This is a genomic window from Amycolatopsis sp. cmx-4-54, assembly GCF_046548895.1.
Classification (GTDB): domain Bacteria; phylum Actinomycetota; class Actinomycetes; order Mycobacteriales; family Pseudonocardiaceae; genus Amycolatopsis.
In genome coordinates this window covers 197,258-221,036 of record NZ_JAEBEJ010000009.1, presented here as the reverse complement: position 1 = coordinate 221,036, position 23,779 = coordinate 197,258, and the positions used below count along the sequence as shown (strand labels likewise).

Below are 23,779 nucleotides of genomic sequence, written 5' to 3'. Positions count from 1 at the left end.
ATCCCGTGCGGTTGTCCTTGCCGGAAAGTGATCCCGGGAGTTGATCACTCGAAAAGACCAGTAAGTAAATGTGCCGGTAATGCCGAGGTAAGTGGCGAGAGAAATCCGATTATTCCTTCGATCGGCTGCTGGAAACCGGCGTGTTCGCGAATTGCCGAAACAACGGCCGGTGCACACCGCCGTACCCTGTACAGGACCGAAGGTAAGTACGACGACCTGTATCCGGAGGTGGCGGATGACGGCCGAAGTCGAACGGGCGGCCCACGCCTACTGTCCTGTGTGCAATCCGGGCCCCGGCCTCGGCGAGCCGGTCACGGCGCTCTGCGGGGCCACCCATCCGTATTGGGGCCGTCGCGAGCGGCCGGTGAACAACTGCCCGGCCTGCGAGGCCGCCGTCGCGAAGACGGTGTATCCGTGCGACCACACGGGTAGCGAGAGATGAACCACAGCGGATCCGCCGTTTCGTCTGCCCGCGGGCGGGTAACCCGGAGGCAGCGGACAACGAAGGGAGGCCATGATGAACGACAAGGCCGAGAACAAGATCGATGAACTCAAGGGCAAGGCGAAGGAAGCCGCCGGTAACGCCACGGACAACGAGCAGTGGCAGGCCGAAGGCAAGGCTGAGCAGGGCAAGGCCAACGTCAAGCAGGCCGGCGAGAAGATCAAGGACGCCGTGAAGGGCGTTCGGGACTGATTTGCGAGCGGCTCGCGCGTGAAGGACTCCTTCACGCGCGAGCCGCTGCGGTACCGTCCGGATCATGGACCTCCGGGATGTCGACGGCGTCAAGGTGCGGCGCCCGTCGGTCGAGCGCGACGACCTCGAAAGCGAGCCCGCCGTGTTCCGGGGCGATTTCGACTTCGACTCGGTCCACCTCGACGGTGGTGACCAGGACGGGGTCCGCGGCGGCGGCGAGATCGTGCGTTCCCTCGTCTCGGAGGTGAGCCTGGCGAACTCCCGGCTCGACAGGTTGACCCTCTCCGACGTGATCCTCGAAGGCGTCGACCTCTCCAACGCGGCGATCCGCGAACTGACGGCCCGCCGGGTCGAAATCCTTCGCTGCCGTGCGATCGGGCTGGGGGTGGCGATCACCTCCGCGACCGATCTGTACGTCGAGAACGCGCGGTTCGACTACGCGTCGGTGACGGTCGAACGGGTGAAGGGTTCGGCCGTGTTCTCCGGATGTTCGTTCCGGGAGACGGTCTTCTCCGGCGATCTGTCGCGACTGACCTTTGTGGACTGCGAGTTCACCGGAACGGAGTTCGCGGCGACCGCCGCCGTGGGATGCGATCTCCGCGGTTCGCGCCTGTCCGGCGTCCGCGGCCTGTTGACCCTGCGCGGCGCGAAGATCACCGGCGAACAGGCCGTCTCGGTCGCGGGAATCCTCGCGACCGAGAGCGGATTGTCGGTCGTCGGATGACCCACGTCGTGCTGTTCCACTCGGTGCTGGGGTTGCGGCGAGCCGAGCTGGCCGCCGCGGACCGGCTGCGCGCCGCCGGCTACGAGGTCACCACGCCCGATCTCTACGGTGGCGAGACCGCCGCCACGCTCGAAGACGGCTTCGCGCTGAAGGACCGGATCGGGTGGCCCACCATCGCGGACCGTGCGCTCGACGCCGCGACGCGGCTGCCCGACGACACCGTGCTGGCCGGGATGTCGATGGGCGCCGTCGTGGCCGCCGGCCTGCTCCCGCACCGGCCCGCCACCGCCGGCGTGCTCCTGCTCCACGCGCTCGCCGACCTGCCCGCGAAAGTCCGCGAGGGCTTGCCGATCCAGCTCCACGCGGCAGATCCGGACGACTTCGCCCCGCCTGCCGCGCTCCCCGGCTGGCTCGATGCGGCGACGCGATCCGGTGCCGACGCGCGGGTGTTTACTTACCCCGGCGCGGGTCACTTCTACACCGACAGCAGTCTGCCGGACCATCACGAAGAGGCGGCGACCCTGACCTGGCAACGGATTCTGGCGTTCCTGGCGGTTCAGCCCTCCGGATAGAAGAGGAAGAGCGTGCACCCGGCCGTCGACGCGGGCACGTGCCACGAACCGGCCGGAGCGTGCAGGAAGGTCCCTGCCGCATAGTCGCGCGCGCCGTCGTTGAAGGTGCCCGAGACGACGAACACCTCTTCAGGGCCAGGTTCGTGGACGTCGCGGTGCGGCCACGAGGCGCCGGGATCCATTTCCAGCACGTTGGCGTGCGCGCCGTCCCCTCCTGTCCACAGTGGACGCAGCCGGATGCCGGGGAACAGCTCGCGAACGGGGGATTCCTTGACAGAGACGGAAGTGTAGCCCTCTTGGGCGAGGATCTCTGGGTGCATGACCTCAGGGTGCCGCCACCGCCCCGCCGCCGGACAGTGTCCGGGAAGACATCATGGGGTACTTTCTTGCCATGCATCGCGTGATGGCACTGGTGCGACCGGTGCAGTCGACCTTCGAACTCGGGATGGCCGCCGAGGTCTTCGGCACGGAACGCGCCGGGGTGCCGCGGTACTACGAATTCGACGTCTGCACGGAGAACCCCGGTCCGGTGCCGACCACGGCCGGGTACGCCATGTCCGTGACCCGGGGCCTGTCCGCGCTGGCGGGCGCCGACACCGTGCTCATCCCCGGCTGGTCCCCGGTGGAGGCACCCCTGACAGCTCCTGTGCGCAAGGCGCTCCTGCGCGCGCACGCCAGGGGAGCGCGGCTCGTCACGATCTGTTCCGGCGTTTTCGCGCTGGCCCGCACCGGGCTGCTGGACGGCCGGGCGGCGACCACGCACTGGGCGCGTGCTTCCCAGCTGCAGGAAGAGTTCCCTCAGGTCCGGGTGGAACCGGACGTGCTCTACGTGGACCACGGCGACGTCGCCACGAGCGCCGGGGCCGGCGCGGGGATCGATCTCTGCCTGCACCTGGTCCGGCGCGATCACGGGGCCGCGCACGCCGCGCTGGTCGCCCGGCACATGGTGATGCCGCCGCACCGTGACGGCGGGCAGGCGCAGTTCGTGCCGGCCCCGCCGCCCGGCGACGAGCTGGACGGGCTCCTCGCGTGGGCGGGCGAACGCCTCGGGACGCCGTTGTCGGTGGGCGATCTTGCCGCTCACCTCAACGTTTCGCCTCGCACGCTCGCCCGGCGCTTCGCCGATCAGCTCGGCACCACGCCGGGCGTCTGGCTGCTGACGCGACGAGTGACCGAGGCACGCACCCTGCTGGAGGAGACCGGTCTGCCGGTGGAGGTGATCGCGGCCCGCGTCGGGCTGACGTCGGCGGTGAACCTCCGGCGGCGGTTCCGCGATCAGGTCGGCACGACGCCGGGCGCGTACCGGCGCGCTTTCCGCGGCTCGGTTTCGCCTTGAGCGGAACGGCGCACGCACGCCCCGGCGGAATGTCACGATGATCGTATGGCGGACATCCTCCCTTTCCACCAGAAGCGTCCCGAACCGGAGCCGCTGTGGCGTGACGTGCTGGGCAAGAGCCTGCGCGCCGCGAGGGAGGACCAGGGCGGCCGCCTCGTCGACGTCGCGGAACGCGCCGGGATCTCGCCGCAGTACCTCTCCGAGATCGAACGTGGCCGCAAGGAACCGTCCAGCGAAATGATCGCCGCGGTCACCGGCGCGCTCGGGCTCGACCTGGCGGACCTGCTCTTCGGTATCGCGGGCACGATCAGCCGGGGCGGCAGCACGGGTCTCGCGGTCGGCCGCCGCCCGCGAGGGCCCGTGCTCATGGCTGCCTAAGTGTCTGTTGGTGAACCCGCGACCGCGATCGACGTCGGCAGGGCGCTGCTGGTCATCCCCTCGCCGATGCGGACAGTGCGCCCTGCCATATGGTCCCCCCTTCCGGACACATCTCAGCTCCGCCAACAGGCACTAAGCACGCTCGTCGAGAACACGGTCCGCGAGCCCGTACGCGACCGCGCCCGCCGCGTCGAACACGCGGTCCCGGTCGGTGTCGTGCCGGAGATCGGAGACGGACCGGCCCGTGTGCGCGGAAAGGATCTCCTCCAGCTGCGTCCGCACCCGCACGACTTCGTCGGCCTGGAGGATGAGGTCCGGGATGGTGCCGCGGCCCTGCGCGGCGGGCTGGTGCAGCACCACCCGGGTGTGGGGCAGCACGAACCGGTGCCCGGCCTCGCCCGCGGCCAGCAGGATCGCGCCCGCCGCGACGGCCTGGCCGACACAGGTCGTCGCCACCGGCGCCTTGATGAAACGCATTGTGTCGTACAGCGCGAGCATCGCCGACGGGTCGCCGCCCTCGGTGTTGATGTAGAGGTTGATCTCCTGCTCGGGGTTGTCCGCCTCCAGGTACAGCAGCTGCGTGATCAGCGCGTTCGCCACGCCGGAGTCGATCGCGGTCCCGAGATAGATGATCCGTTCCGACAGCAGATGCGAGTAGACGTCCATGATCCGCTCGCCGGCGGGACTGCGGGAGATGACGTTGGGGATGGTGTAGGTGCTCATGCGCCCGCACCCCTTTCCGTGCCGAGGCCGAGTTTGTGCGTGCGGACGGGGACGACTTGGTCGAGGCGCTCGACGATGTGGTCGATGAAGCCGTATTCGCGCGCCTGCCCGGTGGTGAACCAGCGATCGTGGAGGGAGTCGGCGAAGATCCGGTCGATGGGCTGCCCGGTGTCGTCGGCGATGAGACCGAGCACCGTGTCCCGCGTGTAGCGCAGGTCGTCCGCTTGCACCTCCACCTCGACGGCCGAGCCGCCGATGCCCGACGAACCCTGGTGCATCAGGATCCGGGCGTGCGGCAGGGCGAACCGTTTGCCCGGGGTGCCCGCCGAAAGCAGGAACTGGCCGGCACTGCACGCCAGCCCCAGCGCGAGGGTGGCGACGTCGCACGGCACGAGCCGCATCACATCGCGGATGGCCAGCATCGAGGGGACCGAACCGCCCGGCGAGTGGATCCACAACGCGATGTCCTTGCGCGGATCCTCGCTCGCCAGTGACAGCAGCTGGGTGGTGAGGACCGTCCCGTTGTCGTCGTCGAGCGCGCCGTCGAGGACCAGGACGCGCTGGCTGAAGAACCGTTCCCGGAGCCGTTGGTCGAAGAGTGGCTGCTTCTCGTAGTCGGTCATGCCCCGACGATGCCGCCGGGGCCCGGCCGTCCGCCGGTTTCTCTGCTGTGAGCGGATCAGCCCACAGCAGGGCGCTTGACCGGGACCAGCCAGACCACTCCCGCCAGGACGACGGCGAAGACGAGGACGAGCAGGTCGATGGTGAGGCCCGGCTGGACCGGAAGGCCGAGGTGCATCCGTTCCTCGCCGATGAAGGTCAGCAGGCACAGCGAGAGCAGCGTCAGCAGCGCGGAGACGCTGAGCATGATCTGCCCCGCCCGGACCCTGGCGAGCAGGCTCGCGCCACCCGCGACCGCGGCCACTCCGGCGAAGATCAAGCTGAGGTCTCCCACCGTGATCGACAGATGCGCGAACTCGAAGAAGTAGTACGCCTGGTGCATCAGCATCGCGTTCGCGAGCAGGGCGAAGCCGAGCACCATGCCCGCCACCCCCGCCAGGACCGCGAAAACGGAGGGCGTGGTCAGTCCGGGGCGCGTCGGCGCGGGCAGGATCGGCACAGGGGTTTCGATCCCGCTCGCGGCCTGGGCCAGCAGCGGGAGCGCGTGATCCGGCAGCAGCCGCGCTTGGGGCGCTTTCGCCAGCAGCCCGCGGAGGACGTCCGCGAGCGGCCCGTTCGTCCGGTTGCAGGGCGGCTGCTCGTTGACGACGGCGTACAGCGTGGCCGCGACGTTCGCCCGCTGGAAGAAGTTCCCGCCCTCGCTCGCGCTGAGCAAGGTCACGCCGAGCGACCAGAGATCGGAGTGGGGAGTGCCTTCGTGTCCGGCGATCGTTTCGGGGGCGAGGAACGCGGGGGTGCCTGCCGGGTCGAGTGCCTTGGCGATACCGAAGCCGATCAGCTTCACCGCGCCGTCGGGACCCACCAGGATGTTCGCGGGCCGCACGTCCCCGTGCACGATCCCCGCCCTGTGCGCGGCGGCGAGCGCGCCGAGCACCTTCCCGCCGATTTCGGCCACGAACCGCGGCGGCAGCGGACCCGAGGACGCCAGCTCCTCCAGCGTCCGGGCCTCCACCGGATCCATCACGATGAACGCCGTCCCGTCCGCGACCACGACATCGTGGACGGGCACCACCGCCGGGTGATCCACGGAGACACGGGCTTCCCGCTGGAGCCGCTCCACGAGGGCGGGCTCGTGGGTGGGAAGCCGCAGTTCCTTGATCGCGACCTGGGCGCCGTCCGGCCCGTCCTCGGCACGCCACAGCACGGCCGTCCCGTCGCGACCCAGCTCCTCGAGCAGGGTGTAGCGCTCGGCGATCGTGCGGGAAACTGCCGTCACAGTGGTTCTCCTCGAATCCTGAAGGGTCTTCGAGGGACGCTAGCCAGTGCTCATGACAAAACGATGAAATGGCCGTTCATCCATAAAGGACGTACCTGGCTGGATATATTCACAGTCATGCTGACCTTGGCGGCCCTGGTCGACGATCCGGCTCTCGAACTCCGGGTGATCGTCCCCGGCCACGACGGGGCGCTGACCGAGCAGGTGCTGTGGGTGCACAACACCGAGCTCCCCGACCCCGGGCCGTACGTGCGCGAACACGAGGTCGTGCTGACCAACGGCCTGTGGCTGGACCGCGTCGCCCCGGCGGAGTTCGTCGCGCGGGTGGGCGGCGCCGGAGCGGCGGGGATCATCTTCGGCCTGCGCGTGGAGCAACGCGAAACTCCCCCGGAACTCGCCGGCGCCTGCCGGGAAGCCGGGCTGCCCTTGCTGGAGATCTCGGTGGCGGTGCCGTTCACGGCGGTCACCCGTGCCGCGGCGGCGATCCAGGCCACGGACCGGCAGAACGCGTTGATGTCGCTGGTACGCCGGGGGGACGAGCTGACCTCGGCGCTGTCGCGAGGTGCGGGCGCGTCCGGCGTGCTCGCGGTCCTCCGTCGTGAGCACGAGCTTCCGCTGGCGGTCGTGGACCGGATGGGCCGGGAACTCGCGTCCGCCGGTACCGGACTGGACGCCGGGCAGTCGCGTGCCGCCGCGGAGGCGCTGGCCGGGCATCCGCCGCCGCTGGAGGCGGATCTCGGCGCGGGGACGCGGGCGGCGTTGTTCCCGGTCGGCGCGATCGGCGACGCGGACGCCGCGCTGCTGTGCCTGCGGCCCGTGGCCGACCTGTCGCGCGAGGAGCGGGACGCGCTGGAGCAGACCGCCCGCTACCTCAGCCTGGAGGTGGCCCGGCACCAGGCGGTACAGGCGATCGAGATGCGGTTCGCCGTCGAACTGCTGGACATGGTGCTGTCCGGCGCGCAGCGCGCCGCCGAAGTGCCCGGCAGGTTGCGTGCCTTCGGCGTCGACCCGGACGGGCCGCTGGCGGTGATCGCGCTGGCGTTCGCGGGTGACGACGCCGCGACGCGGGCGGGGATGGCGGAGGCCGTGACGGATTTCCTGCTGACGGACGGGCTGCCCGCGGTCGTGGCGGCGGGCAGCCAGGACGTCGTCGCGGTGCTGCCGTTCCGTTCGGGACGGCAGTCGCCCGCCGCCTTCGCGCCGCGACTGGCGGCGGCGGTGTCGCACCGCCTCGCCGGAGGGCGAGTGGTCGTCGGCCTCGCCGATCCCGTTTCCGGCGCGGCCGAACTGCGCGTGCCGTTGTCGCGCAGCCGCGAAGCCTGCCGTGTGCTCCGGGGCAGGCGTAGCGGCCCGGTCGCGGCGAGTTTCGCCGAACTGGGCAGCTACCGGCTGCTGCTGGAGTCGCACGACGAGCAGTGGCGGCACACCTTCGCCGACGCCCTGCTCGGCCCGCTGCGCGAGCACGACCGCGTCCGCGACGGCGAGCTGGAGACGACCCTGCGGGCGTTCCTCGACCACGACGGTCAGTGGGCGGCCACCGCCGCGGCGCTGTACGTGCACGTCAACACCTTGCGCAACCGGCTCGCCAAGGTCACTGAGCTGACCGGCCGCGACGTCGGGCGGACCGCGGACCGGGTCGACCTGTTCCTGGCGCTGGAGGCTGCTCAGTCCGGATAGACCGCCGGATCGATTTCGAGGCGCCGCAGGGGTTCCACGGGTAAAGCAGGGTCGGCCAGCGCCGCGGCCGCCACGTCACGGCACCGGGCGAAGCGGACGTCGCCGAGCCCGAGCCCGAACTCGATGAGCGAGCGCACGGCGGCCAGTCGTCCCGGCCTGCCCGACAGGAACGGGTGCAGGCACAGGTTGAACAGGCATCGGTAGCGGCGCATCGCGTCCAGCTCCGCGCGCCACAGCTCCAGCACCCGCACCGGGGACGTGATCACCGAGCCGATCTGCGGCGCGGGAAGGAAGGCGTACTGCTCCCAGTCGTCGAGCGACCAGTGCACCGGCAGCTCCGCGATCCGGCCCGCCCCGGTTTCGAGCAGGTACGGCCGGTCGTCGGCCATCAGCGACGAGTCGTAGCTCAACCCGTGTTCGGCCACCAGCGCCGGAGTGTCCCAAGTGGACTCCCAGCCCGCCGCGCGATGCCCGCTGATCTCGATGCCCTGCGCGGCGAAGACCGCCATGCCCCGTTCGAAATCGGCACGCTGCTCGGCGGCGGTCATCGCGGTCGGCGGGCGATGACTGTAGGAGTGATGGGCCACTTCGTGCCCGCGCTCCACGATCGCGGCGGCGAGGCCGGGCCGCTGTTCGGCGACCCAGCCCGGCACGAAGAACGTCGCGGGCACGGCCACTTCGTCGAGCAGGTCGAGGATGCGCGGCACCCCGACCCGTGGCCCGTACGCCTGATGGGACATGGTCGAGAGGTGGTCGGCGTAACCCCGTCCTCGCGCGAGGATCGGGGACTCCGCGTCCACGTCGAAGGTCAGGGTCGCCACCGCGGCCGCGCCGCCGTGCCAGCTGGATTCCGTCACGCTTGCCGACTCTCCCGCCAGCGGCGCGCGTTCGCCACCGTGACCGTCGGGGAGACCATCGCCCGGTCGAATCCGGCCAGGGGTTCCGCCGCCGCGACGCGGGCGGGCAGATCGGGGTTGGCCAGCGCGCCGTGCCCGAGTGAGAGCAGGTCCGCGTGCCCGCCGGTGAGCACCTCGTGCGCCTGCGTGAGGTCGTGCATCCCGCCGTTGGCGATCACCGGCAACCCGGTGACCTGCCGGGCGAGAGCGGTGATGGTGCCGCCGTCGGCCAGCTTCGCCGTCTCGAGCCAGTTCCGGCCCTCGCTAGCGATGTGGAGGTACTGCGCGCCTGCCTCGGCGACCGCGGTGAAGATCACCTCGGCGTCGTCGCGGCCGCCGGGCCAGCGGTAGGTGAAGTCGTTGACCTTCGTCTGCGACAGCCGCACACCGGTCACCAGCTCCGGCACGGCCTCGGCGACGGCGGTCACGACACGGGCGGTCAGCCGGATCCGGTTCGCGACCGGTCCGCCGTAGGAGTCCGTGCGGTGGTTGGTGTAGTCGGTGAGGAACTGGTCGAGGAGGTACCCGTTGGCCGCGTGCACCTCGACGCCGTCGAACCCGGCCTGACGGGCACGCACGGCCGCGGCCGCGAATCCGTCGACGACGTCGTCGATCTCGGCGGTGGTCAGTTCGCGGGGAACCGGCCACGGCCCGGAGCCGCCGTACGCGCGCATCATCTCCCCGCGCGGCTGGACGGCCGACGGAGCGACGGTGTGCTCCAGATGCGGATTGCCCTGGGAGATCGCCCCGGCATGCATGAGCTGGGCGATCATCCGCCCGCCCGCCGCGCGAACTCCGGCGGTGACCAAACGCCAGCCCGCGACGTGCTCGTCTCGCGCGAGGCCCGGCTGGTTGAGATAACCCTGGCTGGCGGCGCTGTCGGGGTAGGTGCCCTCGCTGAACACCAGCCCGAAGCCGCCACGGGCGAATTCGGCGTAGTAGTCGGCCATCTCGCCGGTCGGGATGCCGTCGGGGCCTGCCGAGACGCGGGTCATGGGGGCGACGGCGTAGCGGTTGCGCAGCGCGAGGCCGCCGAGCGTGACCGGGGCCAGCGCGGGGTGTTCGACAGTGGTGGTGGTCATGAGCTGGTTCCTCCATTGTGGACGGTTTCGATGGCGAGCGGGGAGAGTCCGGCGTCGCTGATCCGGACGAGATCCTGGGGGCAGGCGGAGACCACGACGACGCAGTCCATCTCGGCGCGCAGGGTCACCGCGTCGCCGGGCCGCGAGTTCGCGGTCAGCCAGTGCAGGCGTCCGTCCTCGCCGACCAGGACGCGCATGAAGACGTTGATCGGCTGCGGCGTCGGGCCCGTGAAGCCCAGACCTTCGGCTGCCAGCGCCTCACGCAGGTTCGCGGCGCAGGACCGGTGGCCCGGAACCCCCAGCGCGGCGTACCGGGCCGGGTCGCACGCCGGGATGAGCATGTCGTGCTCGCCGGGCGAGGTGTCTTCGACCAGCGTCAGGATCGGGCGGCGCAGGTCGGTCAGGAAGGACTCGCCGACCGCGGGGAACAGCCGGTCGATTCCGGCGCGGGTGTGCGCCGCACTGTGGTGCTCGGTCAGTTCGGTCCCGCTGTCGTCCCGGAAGGCGAAGACGTCGCCGACCTGAGCGCCGTCGGCGTCGATCACCCGCACCAGATCCCCTGCGGCCACCCGGACGGCTTTGGCGGTCCCTGGTGGCACTTCCGTTCTGCTCATGCCTTCAGCAAACAGGTCGTCGTGGTCGGCTCGCTATGGAGAAACATCCATGATTGGCGGGCTTGGATGGAGGAATCTACAGGTGCGGTGTTCTGGTGGGCTCTGGTGCTGGATCCGGTGAAGGCCTCCTTCGCTACCTTCCGGGTTCGCGTGGGCGCTGATCGGGAGCCGCAGGCCGGTCGCGCGTGAAGGCTCCCTGCGCGCCCCTGGGGGAGGAGTCCAACGTTCGGTGCGATGGTCTCCCCGGGGTCGGGTTGCGAAAGCCACTTTCGCAACCTTCAACGTTGCGAAAGTGGCTTTCGCAACGTCGCGCGGTAGCTAGCACCCGGAAGGCATCCAAGGTCCTGCGGGAGAGAAGCCCAACGTCTGGCGGGACGGTCTCCCTGGGGGCGGGTTGCGAAAGCCACTTTCGCAACCTTCAGCGTTGTGAAAGTGGCTTTCGCAACGTCGCGCCGCAGCCAGAGCCCAGAAGGCACCCAAGGTCCCCGCGGGAGAGGAGCCCAACGTTCGGCACAATGGTCTCCCCGGGGCAGGTTGCGAAAGCCACTTTCGCAACGTCGCCCCGCAGCCAGAGCCTAGAAGACAACCCTCAAAAAGTAGTTTCGACTTTGACCACTTTCGCGGTGCGGGGTTAGTGTTCGGCGATGGAAGACGTGGACGCGGCCGGGCTCGACTTCTGGTCGTTCGTGGCGCTGGCCAACCGTCGGCTCGCGCACGAGTACGGCTTCCGTCACCAGCTGGCGACCGAGGTGCTGCTGACCCTCAATCGTGCCTCCGACCTGGTGACTTACGATCTCGAAGCCGCGGTGCACCGGCCACGCGGCCGGTCGTGGTCGGCGTTCCGGCTGCTGTTCGTGGTCTGGCTCGCCGGGCCGCTCGAACCGACCAGTGCCGCCCGGCTGACCGGGATGAGCCGGGCGGCGGTGTCGAATCTGGTCAAGACGCTGGTCGCGGAGGGGATGCTCCATCGGGTCCCGGACGAGCGCGACGGCCGTTCGGTGCGGTTGTCGCTGACCGAGGCCGGGCACGCCGAGATGGTCGCGGTCTTCCGTGAGCACAACGAACGCGAATTCGGCTGGACGAACGCGCTGACCGAGACCGAACAGCGCATCCTCGTCATGCTGCTGGGCAAGCTGATCACGAGCCGCGCCGAGTTCGGCACCCGCAGTCGTAAGTAGGCCTTCCCGCCGTGCGGAGGACCGGACTACGCTGCTCGATGGGTAGTAAAAGCGTGAACTAAATCGGCGAGGAGAAGACCATGGCGGACGGCGGACGGATTCCCGCGCTCTTCGCCGGGCTGTGCGACGACGCCGCGGTGTTCCCGCCTGGTCTGGCCCCGCTGCCGGACGCCGTCGCGGCACACGACGAACACCTCGATGCTTGGTATGCCCGCCTCGTCGGCCCGCTCGTCATCGCCGCCACCGCGCTCGGTGACCTCGCCGAAGTGCTGGGGGACCGGGCGACCCCGCTGCCGATCTCGGTGACCCTGCCTGGCGGCCCCGCGCAGCTCGATGGCGTGCTCGACGCCGTGAAGAAGCTCCCGGTGAAACTCGACGCGCTCGAGATCGCCGTCCCCGAGGGGATGGGCCCGGACGAGGTGCTCGCCGGAATTTCCCGCGCCACCGCACCGGTCTTCGTCGAGATCCCGCGCGACGAGCGACGTGTCCCGTTGCTGACCGCCCTTTCCGGAACCGGTCACCACGCGAAGTTCCGCACCGGTGGCGTCCGTGCCGATCTGTACCCCGGCGAAGCGGAACTCGCCGCCTCGGTGCGGGCGGCCATCGGGGCGGGTGTTCCGTTCAAGGCTACCGCCGGGCTGCACCACGCCCTCCGCAACACCGATCCGGAGACCGGTTTCGAACAGCACGGCTTCCTCAATCTGATGCTCGCCGTCGAAGCCGTCCTCACCGATGGCGACGCCGAAGCCGTTCTCGCCGAACGAGACGGCGCAGTCATCGCCGGACGACTTCGGGAGCTGGACGCGGATCGCGTCGCCGCCCTCCGCGCGGCCTTCACGTCGTTCGGCACCTGCAGCATCACCGACCCCCTGACCGAACTGGCCGGACTCGGCCTGCTCGAGGCGCCCCGAGGAGAGGCATGACCACGATCGACATCCCCGCAGGCTCGCTGTTCGGGATCGACAACCTGCCGTACGGCGTGTTCTCCGTCGACGGCGGCTCCCCGCGCGTCGGCGTGCGCGTCGGCGACTCCGTTCTCGACCTGGCCGCGGCGCTCGGCGACGACGTGTTCGCCGCGCCGACACTGAACCCGTTCATGGCGCAGGGATACGACCGCTGGGTGGCGGTCCGGGAGCGGATCCGCGAGCTGGTCGCCGGCGAGGTCCCCGACGGCGCGGTCCACGCGATCGAACGGGTGACCCTGCACCTGCCGATCGAGGTCGCGGACTACGTCGACTTCTACGCCTCCGAACACCACGCCTCGAACGTCGGCAGGCTCTTCCGCCCCGACGCGGAACCTTTGCTGCCCAACTGGAAGCATCTCCCCGTCGGCTACCACGGACGGTCCGGCACGGTCCTGGTCTCCGGCACGGACATCGTGCGCCCGAGCGGCCAGCGCAAGGCCCCGGCCGAAACGGCGCCGGTGTTCGGGCCGAGCACACGGCTCGACATCGAGGCCGAGATGGGATTCATCGTCGGCACCGGAACCCCGCTGAACACCCCGATCACCCCGGATTCCTTCCCCCGACACGTTTTCGGCGCGGTCCTGCTCAACGACTGGTCGGCCCGCGACATCCAGGCGTGGGAATACGTCCCGCTGGGCCCGCACCTCGGCAAGAGCTTCGCGACGTCGATCTCCCCCTGGGTGGTGCCGATCCTGGCGCTGGAAGCCGCGCGGATCCCGCTGCCCGGCCAGACGGATCCGGAACCGCTGCCGTACCTGCGGGAAAGCGACCCGTGGGGGCTCGACATCGATCTCGTCATCGCCTGGAACGGCGAGGAGGTCAGCCGCCCGCCGTTCCGCGAGATGTACTGGTCGCCCGCCCAGATGCTCGCGCACCTGACGGTCAACGGCGCCTCCTCGCGCACGGGCGACCTGTACGGTTCCGGCACGATCTCCGGGCCGGAGAAGCATCAGCGCGGCGCGTTCCTCGAACTGTCCTGGGGCGGCAAGGAACCTCTCACGGTCAAGGGGGAGGAGCGCACCTTCCTGCTGGACGGCGACGAGGTCGTGATCACCGGCACCGCGCCCGGCGCGAACGGCTCGCGGATCGGGTTCGGCGAGGTGCGGGGACGCGTGCTGCCCGCACTGTGAGTCAGCTACCCGGAATCCCGTTGGGCGGCGGCCCGTCGTTCGCGGCGGAGTCGTCCGCCTTGATGGGTGCGTCGCCGAGGTCGGTCACCAGGACCGGCGTCAGATCCTTGCCGACGCCTCCCTGGAGTTCCACCACCGACATTCCGGAGATGCCCAGGTGGCTGTCACCGGAGTAGCGGAACGGCGCCAGACCCGGTCCCTCGAACGTCTTCCCGGACTGCTGGATCACTTCGACGAGGCGCTCGCGCGTCAGGTCCTTGCCGGCCGCCCGCAACGCCTGGACGAACGTGTACGCCTGCGCCATCCCGTAGATGCGGTAGTTCGTCAGGTCGCCGCCCTTGCCGTGCGCCTTCCAGACGTTCTGCCACAGCTTCGTCCACGCGTTGTCCGGCGCGTCGACGCCGGGCAGGTACTCGGTGGTGACCACGCCGTCGATGAGTGACGCGCCGTTGGTGACCTTGCCTTCGGAGAACCGCGCGAGCAGGGAACCGACGAGCGCGGGATCGGAGCCGACGTTGCTGTAGAACCACTTCGGTTCGAAACCGATCTTCAGCGACGCCAGCTGGGAGAGCGCGGTGTACGACGGAACGGTGAAGCCCAGCACCAGATCCACGCCCGCGGCCTTGAGCTTCGCGATCTGCGGCGCGATGTCGGTGTTGCCCGGGGAGTACTTCGCGACCTCCACGATCTGCTGGCCGAGGTACCGCCGGGCCCCCTTCTCGCCGTCGCGGCCGAAGTCGTCGTCCTGGAGGAATAGGCCGACCTTGGCGTTCGGCAGGTTCTTCCGCACCCAGTCGCCGATGATCTTGCCTTCGATCTCGTAGTCCGGCTGCCAGCCGAAGGTGAACGGTACCTTCTGCGGATCGTCGCCCCAGCGCAGCGAACCCGACGACACGAACAGGTCCGGCACCTTGGAGTTGTTCAGGAAGTCGACGACGGCGCTGTGCGTCGGCGTGCCGAGGCCGCCGACCATCGCGAAGATCTCCTCCTTGAGCACCAGTTCGTCGGTGACCGCGCTCGTGGTGGTCGGGTTGTAGCCGTCGTCCTTCACCACGAACTCGATCTTGCGGCCGTCGACGCCGCCGTTCGCGTTCACGTAGTCGTAGTAGGCCTGATGACCGCTCGGGATCTCGCTGTAGCCCGGCGCGGCGACGCCGGTCAGCGGGAAATGCGCGCCGATCTTGATGGTCGTGTCGGTGACGCCGACCGTCGAGCCCTTCTGCTCGGTCTCGGGTCTGCCGCCCGCACCGCAGGCGGCGGTGACCGTGACGGCCAGGAAGACGGCCACGGCCTTGGTCCAGCGTTTCATGAGGTTCTCCTCCGGTGGATGAGTTTCCGCAGCCCGCCGGCGAGACCGGCCGGTGCGAGCAGCACGATCAGGACGGTGACCAGGCCGTAGATCAACGGCGCCAGATGCGCGGCCTGGACGTCGGAGAGGCCGAGATCCGTTCCCGCGCCGGTCACCAGCGGCGGCAGGAAGGTCAGCAGCGCGGCGCCGGCGAGCGCTCCGGTCAGGCTCCCGAGACCGCCGAGCACCACCGCGGACACCAGCAGCAGCGACAACGTCAGCGCGAACCCGCTCGGCGCCGCCAGCCGCGCCGACAACGCCATCAGCGCTCCGGCCAGCCCCGCGCATCCCGAGCTGACGACGAACGCCCGCACCCGTGTGCGGCCGAGGTCGATCCCGGCGAGTTCGGCGGCCACGTCCTCGTCGCGCACCGCCCGCCAATCGCGTCCGACTCGGCCGCGGGCCAGGTTCGCCAGCAGCACGAACACGATGATCACCGCGAGCCAGGAAAGGTAGGCGAGATAACGGATCGACGTGAGTTCCTGCCCGGTGACGAAGTACGCGGCGTCCGCCAGCCAGACGGGGATCTCCGGCATCCGCACGGGCAAGCCCTGCTCGCCGCCGAGCGCTTCGCCGAAGAACAACGGGATCCCGGGGACGGCGACGGCGAGCGCGAGCGTCGCCCCGGCGAGATACGGCCCGTGCAGCCTGGCGGCGGCGACGCCCACGAGGGCCCCGACGGCCAGCGTGATCACCATCGCCAGCACCAGGATCACCGGCAGCGGAAGGAATTCCGACTTCAGCAGGAGCGCCGTCGAGTACGCCCCGACGGCCATCAAGGCGCCGTGCCCGAGCGACAGCTGCCCGTTGAGTCCGGTCAGGACGGTCAGGCCGCCCGCCGCGATCGCGAAGTACGCCATCGTGGTGAGCTGCGAGGTGAGGAACGGCCCGGAGTTCTCCAGGACCAGCACGACGACGAGCAGCGCGGCGAGCGCGCTCAGCAGAGAACGGCGTGGCACGTCAGACCCTCCGTTCACGGACGTTCGCGAACAGGCCACCGGGCTTCAGGAGCAGCACCACCATGAGCAGCGCCAGCGCGGCGAGCGGGACGAGTTCCGAGCCGACGTAGCCGCTCACCAAACTCAGCGACAGGCCGAGGACGACGCCGCCGACGACCGCGCCGACCGGGCTGTCCAGCCCGCCGAGCACGGCGGCGACGAAACCGTACACCACCACACCGTCCATATAGGACGGATGGACGAGACCGCCGCCGGCGATCAGCAGACCGGACAGCGAACCGGCGAGCGCGGCCAGCGCCCAGCCGAGGGTGAGCATCCGCCCGACCCGCACGCCGAGCAGGCGGGCCACCTCCCGGTCGAAGGCCGCGGCCCGCATCCGCAGGCCCAGATCGGTACCACGGAACAACAGCACGAGCCCGATCAGCACGACGCCGACGGCCGCGATGGTGAACACGCCGAATCCGGTCAGCGCGATCGTCGTGTCACCGACCCGGAAACCGGTGAGCCCGAACGGCGCCGGGAACGACCGGTACCGCGAGCCGAACACCAGCGCCGCCAGCGCGTGCAACACGATGAACAGCCCGAGGGTGAGGATGACGGCGTTGATCTCGGCCTTGCCGTCGACGAACCGGACGACGAACCGTTCCACCAGCGCGCCGAGTACGAGTCCAGAGGCGAGGGCCACGGCGAAACCGGCCCAGTACGACCAGCCCGCGTCGATCAGGACCAGCGCCAGGTAGGTGGTGATCATCGCCATCGGCGCCTGCGCGAAGTTCACGATCCGCGTCGCCCGCCAGATGAGCACGAGCGCCAGCGCGAACGCGGCGTAGACCACGCCCAGCGTCAGGCCGGTGAGCGCGGTGGTCAGCAGTTGTTGCACAGGCTCCCTTTCAGAGCGGGGGTGAATTTACTGCGGTGTGCCCGGGGCGTTGCGAAAGTGGCTTTCGCAACCTCCGCGGGCGGGCCGTCGGCGACACCACGGATGCACGAAGCTCCCTTTCAGAATCCGAGGTAGGCGTGCCGGAGGTCGTCGTCCTCGACGAGCGCGGCCGCGTCCCGCCGGACGACGACCTGCCCGAGGTTGAGCACGACGCCGTGGTCGGCGATGGACAGCGCGCTGCGCGCGTTCTGCTCGACCAGCACGACGGCCAGCCCTTCGTCGTGCACGAGACCGCGCAGCAGGCCGAAGATCCGCGCCACGATCCGGGGCGCGAGACCCAAGGACGGTTCGTCCAGCAGCAGCACCTTCGGCCGGGAGAGCAGCGCGCGGCCGATGACCAGCATCTGCCGTTCCCCGCCGGAAAGGACGTGCGCGAGACCGTTCTTGCGGTCGGCCAGCGCCGGGAAGAGGTCGTAGATCCGGCGGAGATCGGCCGCCGTGGCCCGGCCGCGTGCCCCGAGCGCGCCGAGCCGCAGGTTCTCCTCGACGGTGAGTTCGGCCAGCACGCCGCGGTTTTCGGGGACGTGTGCCAGCCCCAGCGCTGGAAGGTCCTCTGTGGACACTCGGCTCAGGTCCCTGCCCTCGAGCGAGACGCTGCCGCCCGCCGTCGGCACCAGGCCGGAAATGGTGCGCAGCAAAGTGGTCTTGCCCGCGCCGTTCGCGCCGAGCACCGCGGTGATCTCGCCTTCCGCGGCCGAAAGGCTCACGGAGTCGAGCGCGCGCACCGGGCCGTAGCTCGCCGAAAGGTTCTCAACGGTCAGCACCGGCCACCTCCTCGCCGAGGTAGGCCGCCTGGACCGCCGGATCCGCGCGGATCTCGTCCGGGGTGCCGCGGGCGATGACCCTGCCGAAGTCCAGCACCACGATCTCGTCGCAGACGCCCATCACCAGATCCATATGGTGTTCCACCAGCATCACCGACATGCGTTCGGTCAGGCCGCGGACCAGCGCGCCGACCTCGTCGATCTCGGCCGACGACAGGCCGCCCGCCGGTTCGTCGAGGAGCAGCAGGTCGGGTTCGCTCACCAGCGCTCGCGCCAGCGCGACGCGTTTCCGCACCGGGTAAGGAAGGCTCGCGGGATAGCGATGGGCGACGTCGGCGATGTCGAAGGCCTCCAGTTGAGCCATCGCGCGCTCGGTCAACGCCTTCTCGTCCTTCGTCCACCCCAGCAACGAGGACCAGAAGCCGGATTTCGCGTGCCTTCCCGCTCCCGCGAGGACGTTGTCCAGCACGGTCATCCGGTCGAACAGACCGAGTTCCTGCAAGCTGCGGGCGATACCGAGGCCGGCGAGATGATGGGGGCGCAGCCGCCGCAGCTCCGCTCCGCGCCAGGTCAGGGTGCCGGCGTCCGGGCGGACGAAACCGCACGCGACGTTGAAGAGCGTGGTCTTGCCCGCCCCGTTCGGACCGATCACCCCGAGCACCCGGCCCGGCGCGACGGTCAGGGAGACGTCCGACAGGGCGACGAGACCACCGAAGGTCACCGACACGCCGGACATCTCGAAGGTCGACAGGGTCACGCAAGAACTCCCAACGGAGAGAGGAGGTCCCGGCGCGGGTGCGCCGGGACCGTTGACGCTCAGGCGTGCGGACACGTGTCCCGGTAGTCGCTGATCGTGCGGTCGTCCGGGGCGGGGCAGAGGAACTGCTCGTAGCGGGTGTCGTTGTCCACGAACCGCTTCAGCCACGAAAGCGTGTACTTGGCCATCGTGGTGTTTGCGGTGTTCGGGAAGAAGTGGCTCGCGTTGTCCAGCTCCATGTATGCCTTCTCCGCCGTAGCGGGAATGCTGGTGTAGAACGGGATCGAGTGCGACGACACCGGCGCGACCGTGTCGGATTCGCCGCCGATGACGAACGTCGGCACCCGCAGCGAGGACCACGACTTCCGCGTGTTCCACGGCGCGAGCGGCACCGCGGCCTGCAGCGACGGCCGGTCCTGCGCGGCTTCGAGCGAACCGCCGCCGCCCATCGAGTGGCCTGCCACCGCGAGCCGGGTGGTGTCGATGCGGGAGCGGACGGTGCTGCGCTGGGTCAGGTAGTCGAGTGCGGCCAGCAGCTGGTCACCGCGGCTGTCGGGCTGGTCGTAGATCGTGTTGGTGTCGATCGTGAACACCACGAAGCCCTGCGACGCCAGCCGTGGGCCCATCCACGCGATGCTCGACTGGGTCGCGGTGAACCCCGGCGAGATGGCGACCGCGCCGAACGTGCCCTGCGCGGTGCTGGTGGGGTAGTAGATCGTTCCGCCGCCGAAGCCGGTGACGGCCAGGCTCGACACGGAGGTCTGCGACACCGCGAACGAGCCGCGGGACGCTTCGATGCTGCTTTCCGTCGGGTCGGGTCCTCGTTCGTAGGGGTTCTCGGCGGCGTAGGCCGCGGGGGCGACAGTGAGTGCCGCGACGGTGGCCAGTCCACAAAGGATCCGGGTCGTACTACGCATGGTGCCGTCTCCGTTCGCCGTTGAACACGGTCCGTGGTGATGGACTGTGGCAAACGGCCGGAGTGCGCTGCATCGGTGAAATCGCCAGTCTTGATCCGCGGCCGTTCCCGCCGGGCCGGTCGCCCGTACGATCGGCGATCGTGAACCCCTCAGCCGAGGACATAGTCCGCACGGCGGCGCGGTGGATCGATCGCGGCGTCCGCGTCGACACCTCCGCCTTCGCCCAGGATCTGGGCATCTCGCGCAGCACCCTGTTCCGCCGCGTCGGAAACCGGGAAGACCTGCTCGGTGATGCCCTCTACTACCTGTCCGAGCGCACCCTGACGGCCGCCGCACGCACCTGGGAGCGCGAAGAGGGCGACGTGGTGCGCAACGCGGCCGGTGAACTGCGCTGTCTTTCGATCATGCGCGAGTACCGGTCCGTGCTGGCGGCGAGTGCCGGGTTCCGGCGCTTCCTCGACGACGAGCCGGTGCTGGCGATCCGGCTGCTGACCGACCCGGACGGACGCGTCCAGCCGAGGGTGATCGCGGCACACGTCGAGCTGCTCCGCCGCGACGTCGAGGACGGCGGTTTCGTGCCCGCGGTCGGCTTGGACAGCCTGTGTTACGCCATCGTGCGGCTGGGGGAGGCGTTCCTGTACTCGGACGTCCTCGCCGCCCGGACGCCCGATCTCGAAGCGGCGTCGACGCTGCTCGGAGCGCTCGTGGAAGGACGGGTGCCGGCGAGGACCTTGTGAAACACTTGCGCCTGGTGTTTCATCGAGAGGGATCTCGAGGAGGCGCCGATGCCTGTGTACCCGCTGCGGGGGAGGGACGACCTCTTCGGCGGGCTGCGGTCGGTCGCCGGGCGCGCCGTGCTGGTCCGCGGTGCGGAAGGCCTGGGTAAGTCGGCCCTGCTCACCGCGCTGCGCGCCACCCTCGGCGTCCGTCTCGTCGGCGTGCGGGGCCTGCGAGCGGAACGCGAGCTGCCCTACGGCGCCCTGCACCGGATGTTCGGCGTGCCGGTCTCCAGCGGTGCGGAGGCGCGAGACCGGCTCGGTGCCGTCTCGGCGCCGACGATCTGCTGGATCGACGACGCCCACTGGGTCGATCCGGAGTCCTTGGCGGCGCTGGGTTTCGCCGCCAGACGACTGGCGGGCGCGCCGGTCGGGATGGTGCTCGCCTCGCGGTCCGGATCCGACGAGTTCGAGTCCGTCGAGCTGCCGCCGTTGACCGATTCCGCCGCCGATCAGGTGCTGCGTGACCGCGGCGTGCCCGCCGGGGTGCGCCCGCAGCTGGTCGAACTCGGCGACGGGAACCCCGCCGACCTCGTCGCGCTGGCGGCTTCGCTGACGCCCGCGCAGGCGGCCGGGCGGGAGCCGGTTTCGCCGATCCTGCGCGAGCGCCTGCCTCGCTACACGGCCGAGCTCGACGCGATGCGGGTCGACGAACGTCTCCGGTTTCTCATGACCTGCATGGATGTTTCCGCGAGGAAGGCGACCTGGTATGCGGCGGCGTCCCCGGTCGACCGCAGGGCGGCGCACGCGCTGCTGGCCTCCGCCGAGGAGGGCCCCGACGCGCTCTGGCATCGCGCGATGGCGACGGCCACGCCGTCCGAGTCACTCGCGGACGCGCTCGCCGCGGCACCGGCGGTGGATCACGCCGCCGCGGCGCGGCAGCTCGAACGCTCAGCCGCCCTGACCGCCGATCCGGCCACACGGGCGACCCGGCTGCTGGCCGCGGCGGACGCGGCCTGGCAGGCGGGCAGACCGGGGTGGGCCCGGCTGCTGCTGTCCGAAGTGGACACCGAACCGGGCGCGGTGGCGTTGCTGCACGGGGAGATCGAGTTGCGCGACGGCGATCCCGCCGTCGCCACCCACGAACTGGGCGCGGCGGCGGAACTTCTGCCCGATCCGGCAGGCGCGCTCCTGCTGGCGGGCGAGGCCCGCAGGCTCGGCGGAGACCTGAGCGGCTACCGGGCCCTCGCCCGGACGGTCCCGGCGGACGACGGGCTGGTGTCCGCGCATTTCCACGGTCTGACCTCGGTTTACGCCGGACGTCACGAGGACGCCGTCACTCCGCTGAAGGACGCGGTCGCCAAAGGGATGGCCGGCTCGGACGTCGCCGGGGCCGTCTGGGCCGCCGAAGCGGCCTTCGCCCGCGGGCATGCCGAACGGGCGCACGAATACGCGGCCGCGGCCGTGAGCCGCGCGCGCCTGGGCAAACGGCACGCGGAACTGCCGTGGGCGCTGATCTCTCTGTCGCTCTCGGCCATCGCGCTCGACCGCATCCCCTGTGCGCGGGCGGCGTCCCGCGACGGGCTGCGCGCACCGCACAACCTGCGGATGGAGCATCTGACGTTGCTGGGGCTGGCCGCCGCACTGCTCGGCGACCGCGTACCGGAGCTGGACGAAGCGGCCGAAGGCATCGCCGAACGCGGTCTCGGCAGGCCCGCCGCGGTCGCCGCGTGGGCGAACGCCTGCCTGGACCTGGCCGAAGACCGGCCCGACGACGCGTTGAGCAGGCTCGAAGACCTCGCTTCGGGCGTCTCCGGCGACCAGCCGGTGATCCGGGTGCTGGCCACCCCGCAACTCGTCGAGGCGGCCGTCGGTTCCGGGCGGCCCGAACGCGCGCTGGCCGCGCTGGAGGTGTTCGACCGCTGGACCCTAGCGGGAGCGGAACCCTGCTGGCTCGCGCTGAGCCACCGCTGTCACGCGCTGACCGCGTCGGATCCCGGTGTGGCGGAGCGGCGTTTCGTCCTGGCCATCGAGGCGCACCGGCGGGCAGGCGGCGCGATGGAACTCGCCAGGACCCGGTTCGCCTACGCCACCCTGCTGCGACGGCATCGGCGGACCCGCGACGCCCGCGACCAGTTCCGCGATGCCTTGCGCGGCTTCGAAAACGTCGGAGCGAAGCGGTTCGCCGAACGGGCCCGCGCCGGCCTGCGCGCCACCGGCGAGACCGTCGACGTGCCGCACCGATCGCTCGCCGGGCTCACCCCACAGCAGGACGCCATCACCCGGCTGGTGGCGGCGGGGGAGACGAACAAGGAGATCGCGCGGCGGCTCGTGATCAGCCATCGCACGGTGGATCACCACCTGCGGAACATCTTCACGGCACTGGGGGTGCGGTCCCGCGTGGAACTCGCGCGCCGCGTCGCCGCCGGGGAATGACGAACTCGCGTGATCGAAGCCGTAACTCGTGTGTTACGCCTCTGATCACGCGAGTTACGGGCAGGCGAGGACCGGGGCCTGCGGACGCCCGCCGCCGTGCAGGTCGCTCAGCGGAACCCTGGCCAGGCCGAGGATCGCCTGCGCGGTCGCGCGCGGGGCGGTCGACGGGTTCAGGCCCGTGGCGTCGTAGGCGATCGCGCCGCGGTCCGCCTCGGCGCCGGCGCAGCCGGTCTGCAGCGACCGCAGGAATTCCCGCGCCTTGACGGCGGCGGCGGGACGATGCCCGGCCAGCGCCTGCGCGGCGAGTCCGGTGCTGTTGGCGTTCGGCGCGTTGGTGCCGAAACCGAAGCCGCCGTTCGCGTGCTGCTTGCCGACCAGCCAGGAGGTGCCCTCGCCGGCGTTCACCGGGTCACCGGTGGCGCGCAAGGCCTGCACGACCGTCGCGGTCGCGTCGACGTCGCTCGTGCACGTCGCCTCGCCGAAGTTCAGCGGGAAACCGCCGTCGGGGCACTGGGTGCCCGCGAGGAACGCCACGGCCGGAGCGGGGGCGCCGCCGGTGCGGTCCAGCGCCAGCAAGGCGAGTGACTGAGAGAGGGCGTTGGAGAAGTCGCCGTATTCGGAGCGGTCGGAGAACCGGCCGGACGGCGTCAGCAGCGAGAGCAGACCCGCCTTCACGTCGACGCCCCCGAACGACGCCGGGTTCTTGTCGCGAACCTGCGCGGCGAGCAGCAGTTTGGCGTGCGCGCCCGCGTACGCCTCGGTGCCGCTGCCGACGTAGCCGGTGGTGATCTCCGGCTTCGCCAGCCAGGCGATCGCCTTCCCCGCGTTCGTGTCCGACACCCCGGCCGCGGCGAACGCGAAGATCGCGTCGATCGTCAAACCCTGGTCGGGGAACTTCTGGCCGCCGAAGTCGGCCTCGAACCTTTCCCCGTCGGTCAGCTGCCTGGCGAGCCAGCCCGAGGCGGCGTCCGCCTTGTTGTGGGTGCCGGCGGCCGCCGCCGGAGCGGCGACCAGCCCGATGCCGCACAGCATGACGACAGCGAAAACCAAACGTCTCATGAGAACCCTTCCCGCAT

26 protein-coding genes are annotated in these 23,779 nt (G+C 70.4%); 12 read left to right on the top strand and 14 right to left on the bottom strand.

The genetic code is table 11. The annotated features are described in order from the left end of the window. The first annotated feature begins 235 nt into the window (after positions 1–235). The 4 genes from ACLJQ7_RS28230 (at position 236) to ACLJQ7_RS28215 (ending at position 1,990) form a co-directional block, all read left to right on the top strand. Positions 236–442 carry a hypothetical protein gene (locus ACLJQ7_RS28230; protein WP_410651179.1) on the top strand — a complete coding sequence of 69 codons (207 nt, stop codon included), beginning with the start codon at positions 236–238 and terminating at the stop codon, positions 440–442. A gap of 75 nt (positions 443–517) precedes the next feature. Then, a complete protein-coding gene (locus ACLJQ7_RS28225; protein WP_034316186.1) occupies positions 518–694 on the top strand; it encodes a CsbD family protein in 177 nt (58 codons plus the stop codon). 64 nt (positions 695–758) lie between these two features. Beyond that, positions 759–1,418 carry a pentapeptide repeat-containing protein gene (locus ACLJQ7_RS28220; RefSeq protein ID WP_410651178.1) on the top strand — a complete coding sequence of 220 codons (660 nt, stop codon included), beginning with the start codon at positions 759–761 and terminating at the stop codon, positions 1,416–1,418. Next, on the top strand, positions 1,415–1,990 hold the full coding sequence (locus tag ACLJQ7_RS28215; protein WP_410651177.1) for a dienelactone hydrolase family protein: 576 nt from the start codon (positions 1,415–1,417) through the stop codon (positions 1,988–1,990). The genes ACLJQ7_RS28220 and ACLJQ7_RS28215 overlap by 4 nt, the downstream gene beginning before the upstream one ends. On the opposite strand, the gene ACLJQ7_RS28210 is transcribed toward ACLJQ7_RS28215, so the two are convergent. Next, positions 1,975–2,310 carry a cupin domain-containing protein gene (locus ACLJQ7_RS28210; RefSeq protein ID WP_410651176.1) on the bottom strand — a complete coding sequence of 112 codons (336 nt, stop codon included), beginning with the start codon at positions 2,308–2,310 and terminating at the stop codon, positions 1,975–1,977. The two genes, ACLJQ7_RS28215 and ACLJQ7_RS28210, sit on opposite strands and share 16 nt — an antisense overlap. Before the next feature lie 71 nt (positions 2,311–2,381). Here ACLJQ7_RS28210 and ACLJQ7_RS28205 point away from each other — a divergent pair, with 71 nt between their 5' ends. Together ACLJQ7_RS28205 and ACLJQ7_RS28200 are read left to right on the top strand one after the other, a co-directional pair. Then, positions 2,382–3,326 carry a GlxA family transcriptional regulator gene (locus tag ACLJQ7_RS28205; RefSeq protein WP_410651175.1) on the top strand — a complete coding sequence of 315 codons (945 nt, stop codon included), beginning with the start codon at positions 2,382–2,384 and terminating at the stop codon, positions 3,324–3,326. A 45-nt stretch (positions 3,327–3,371) separates the two neighbouring features. Beyond that, a complete protein-coding gene (locus ACLJQ7_RS28200; RefSeq protein ID WP_034316176.1) occupies positions 3,372–3,704 on the top strand; it encodes a helix-turn-helix domain-containing protein in 333 nt (110 codons plus the stop codon). Positions 3,705–3,836: 132 nt separating this feature from the next. On the opposite strand, the gene ACLJQ7_RS28195 is transcribed toward ACLJQ7_RS28200, so the two are convergent. Genes ACLJQ7_RS28195 through ACLJQ7_RS28185 form a run of 3 tightly spaced genes read right to left on the bottom strand, consistent with a single transcriptional unit; the run spans position 3,837 to position 6,324 of the window. Beyond that, the gene (locus tag ACLJQ7_RS28195) at positions 3,837–4,427 is read right to left on the bottom strand and encodes a ClpP family protease (RefSeq protein WP_125795249.1); all 591 of its coding nucleotides are present in this window, start codon (positions 4,425–4,427) and stop codon (positions 3,837–3,839) included. Then, the gene (locus ACLJQ7_RS28190) at positions 4,424–5,050 is read right to left on the bottom strand and encodes a ClpP family protease (RefSeq protein WP_410651174.1); all 627 of its coding nucleotides are present in this window, start codon (positions 5,048–5,050) and stop codon (positions 4,424–4,426) included. The genes ACLJQ7_RS28195 and ACLJQ7_RS28190 overlap by 4 nt, the downstream gene beginning before the upstream one ends. Before the next feature lie 56 nt (positions 5,051–5,106). Then, positions 5,107–6,324, bottom strand: coding sequence for a serine/threonine-protein kinase (locus ACLJQ7_RS28185; RefSeq protein ID WP_410651173.1), 1,218 nt, complete (start codon positions 6,322–6,324; stop codon positions 5,107–5,109). 117 nt (positions 6,325–6,441) lie between these two features. Between ACLJQ7_RS28185 and ACLJQ7_RS28180 the strand changes: the two genes are divergently transcribed. Then, the gene (locus ACLJQ7_RS28180; protein WP_410651172.1) at positions 6,442–8,001 is read left to right on the top strand and encodes a helix-turn-helix domain-containing protein; all 1,560 of its coding nucleotides are present in this window, start codon (positions 6,442–6,444) and stop codon (positions 7,999–8,001) included. On the opposite strand, the gene ACLJQ7_RS28175 is transcribed toward ACLJQ7_RS28180, so the two are convergent. From ACLJQ7_RS28175 to ACLJQ7_RS28165, 3 genes are read right to left on the bottom strand one after another with little or no spacing between them, the layout of a single operon-like run. Then, positions 7,989–8,858, bottom strand: coding sequence for a polysaccharide deacetylase family protein (locus tag ACLJQ7_RS28175; RefSeq protein ID WP_410651171.1), 870 nt, complete (start codon positions 8,856–8,858; stop codon positions 7,989–7,991). The two genes, ACLJQ7_RS28180 and ACLJQ7_RS28175, sit on opposite strands and share 13 nt — an antisense overlap. Next, positions 8,855–9,979: a tRNA-dihydrouridine synthase gene (locus tag ACLJQ7_RS28170; protein WP_410651170.1), complete on the bottom strand. Its 1,125-nt coding sequence runs from the start codon at positions 9,977–9,979 to the stop codon at positions 8,855–8,857. The genes ACLJQ7_RS28175 and ACLJQ7_RS28170 overlap by 4 nt, the downstream gene beginning before the upstream one ends. Further along, positions 9,976–10,593: a DUF1989 domain-containing protein gene (locus ACLJQ7_RS28165; RefSeq protein ID WP_410651169.1), complete on the bottom strand. Its 618-nt coding sequence runs from the start codon at positions 10,591–10,593 to the stop codon at positions 9,976–9,978. Before ACLJQ7_RS28165 ends, ACLJQ7_RS28170 begins: the two co-directional genes overlap by 4 nt. Positions 10,594–11,237: 644 nt before the next feature. On the opposite strand from ACLJQ7_RS28165, the gene ACLJQ7_RS28160 reads away from it, so the two are divergent. From ACLJQ7_RS28160 to fahA, 3 genes are all read left to right on the top strand, one after another. Further along, positions 11,238–11,771, top strand: coding sequence for a MarR family winged helix-turn-helix transcriptional regulator (locus ACLJQ7_RS28160; RefSeq protein WP_410651168.1), 534 nt, complete (start codon positions 11,238–11,240; stop codon positions 11,769–11,771). 80 nt (positions 11,772–11,851) lie between these two features. Next, positions 11,852–12,694: a hypothetical protein gene (locus ACLJQ7_RS28155; RefSeq protein WP_410651167.1), complete on the top strand. Its 843-nt coding sequence runs from the start codon at positions 11,852–11,854 to the stop codon at positions 12,692–12,694. Further along, positions 12,691–13,866 carry a fumarylacetoacetase gene (fahA, locus tag ACLJQ7_RS28150; RefSeq protein WP_410651166.1) on the top strand — a complete coding sequence of 392 codons (1,176 nt, stop codon included), beginning with the start codon at positions 12,691–12,693 and terminating at the stop codon, positions 13,864–13,866. The genes ACLJQ7_RS28155 and fahA overlap by 4 nt, the downstream gene beginning before the upstream one ends. 1 nt (position 13,867) lies before the next feature. Here the strand turns inward: fahA and ACLJQ7_RS28145 are convergent, their stop codons facing one another. The 6 genes from ACLJQ7_RS28145 to ACLJQ7_RS28120 all read right to left on the bottom strand — a co-directional run bounded on the left by ACLJQ7_RS28145 (position 13,868) and on the right by ACLJQ7_RS28120 (position 19,551). Beyond that, a complete protein-coding gene (locus tag ACLJQ7_RS28145) occupies positions 13,868–15,175 on the bottom strand; it encodes an ABC transporter substrate-binding protein (protein ID WP_410651165.1) in 1,308 nt (435 codons plus the stop codon). Beyond that, positions 15,172–16,173, bottom strand: a complete 1,002-nt coding sequence (locus ACLJQ7_RS28140; RefSeq protein WP_410651164.1) for a branched-chain amino acid ABC transporter permease — start codon at positions 16,171–16,173, stop codon at positions 15,172–15,174. Before ACLJQ7_RS28140 ends, ACLJQ7_RS28145 begins: the two co-directional genes overlap by 4 nt. 1 nt (position 16,174) lies before the next feature. Continuing rightward, positions 16,175–17,053, bottom strand: coding sequence for a branched-chain amino acid ABC transporter permease (locus tag ACLJQ7_RS28135; protein WP_410651163.1), 879 nt, complete (start codon positions 17,051–17,053; stop codon positions 16,175–16,177). Positions 17,054–17,172: 119 nt separating this feature from the next. Continuing rightward, the gene (locus ACLJQ7_RS28130) at positions 17,173–17,877 is read right to left on the bottom strand and encodes an ABC transporter ATP-binding protein (protein ID WP_410651162.1); all 705 of its coding nucleotides are present in this window, start codon (positions 17,875–17,877) and stop codon (positions 17,173–17,175) included. Beyond that, positions 17,864–18,634 carry an ABC transporter ATP-binding protein gene (locus ACLJQ7_RS28125; protein WP_410651161.1) on the bottom strand — a complete coding sequence of 257 codons (771 nt, stop codon included), beginning with the start codon at positions 18,632–18,634 and terminating at the stop codon, positions 17,864–17,866. Before ACLJQ7_RS28125 ends, ACLJQ7_RS28130 begins: the two co-directional genes overlap by 14 nt. A gap of 59 nt (positions 18,635–18,693) precedes the next feature. Then, on the bottom strand, positions 18,694–19,551 hold the full coding sequence (locus ACLJQ7_RS28120; RefSeq protein ID WP_410651160.1) for an alpha/beta hydrolase family protein: 858 nt from the start codon (positions 19,549–19,551) through the stop codon (positions 18,694–18,696). A gap of 140 nt (positions 19,552–19,691) precedes the next feature. On the opposite strand from ACLJQ7_RS28120, the gene ACLJQ7_RS28115 reads away from it, so the two are divergent. Both ACLJQ7_RS28115 and ACLJQ7_RS28110 read left to right on the top strand, forming a co-directional pair. Further along, the gene (locus ACLJQ7_RS28115; protein ID WP_410651159.1) at positions 19,692–20,288 is read left to right on the top strand and encodes a QsdR family transcriptional regulator; all 597 of its coding nucleotides are present in this window, start codon (positions 19,692–19,694) and stop codon (positions 20,286–20,288) included. 48 nt (positions 20,289–20,336) lie between these two features. After that, on the top strand, positions 20,337–22,703 hold the full coding sequence (locus ACLJQ7_RS28110; protein ID WP_410651158.1) for a helix-turn-helix transcriptional regulator: 2,367 nt from the start codon (positions 20,337–20,339) through the stop codon (positions 22,701–22,703). A 54-nt stretch (positions 22,704–22,757) separates the two neighbouring features. Here the strand turns inward: ACLJQ7_RS28110 and ACLJQ7_RS28105 are convergent, their stop codons facing one another. Beyond that, positions 22,758–23,762 (bottom strand): prenyltransferase/squalene oxidase repeat-containing protein, encoded by a 1,005-nt coding sequence (locus ACLJQ7_RS28105; protein WP_410651157.1) that lies wholly within the window; start codon positions 23,760–23,762, stop codon positions 22,758–22,760. Positions 23,763–23,779: the final 17 nt, after the last annotated feature.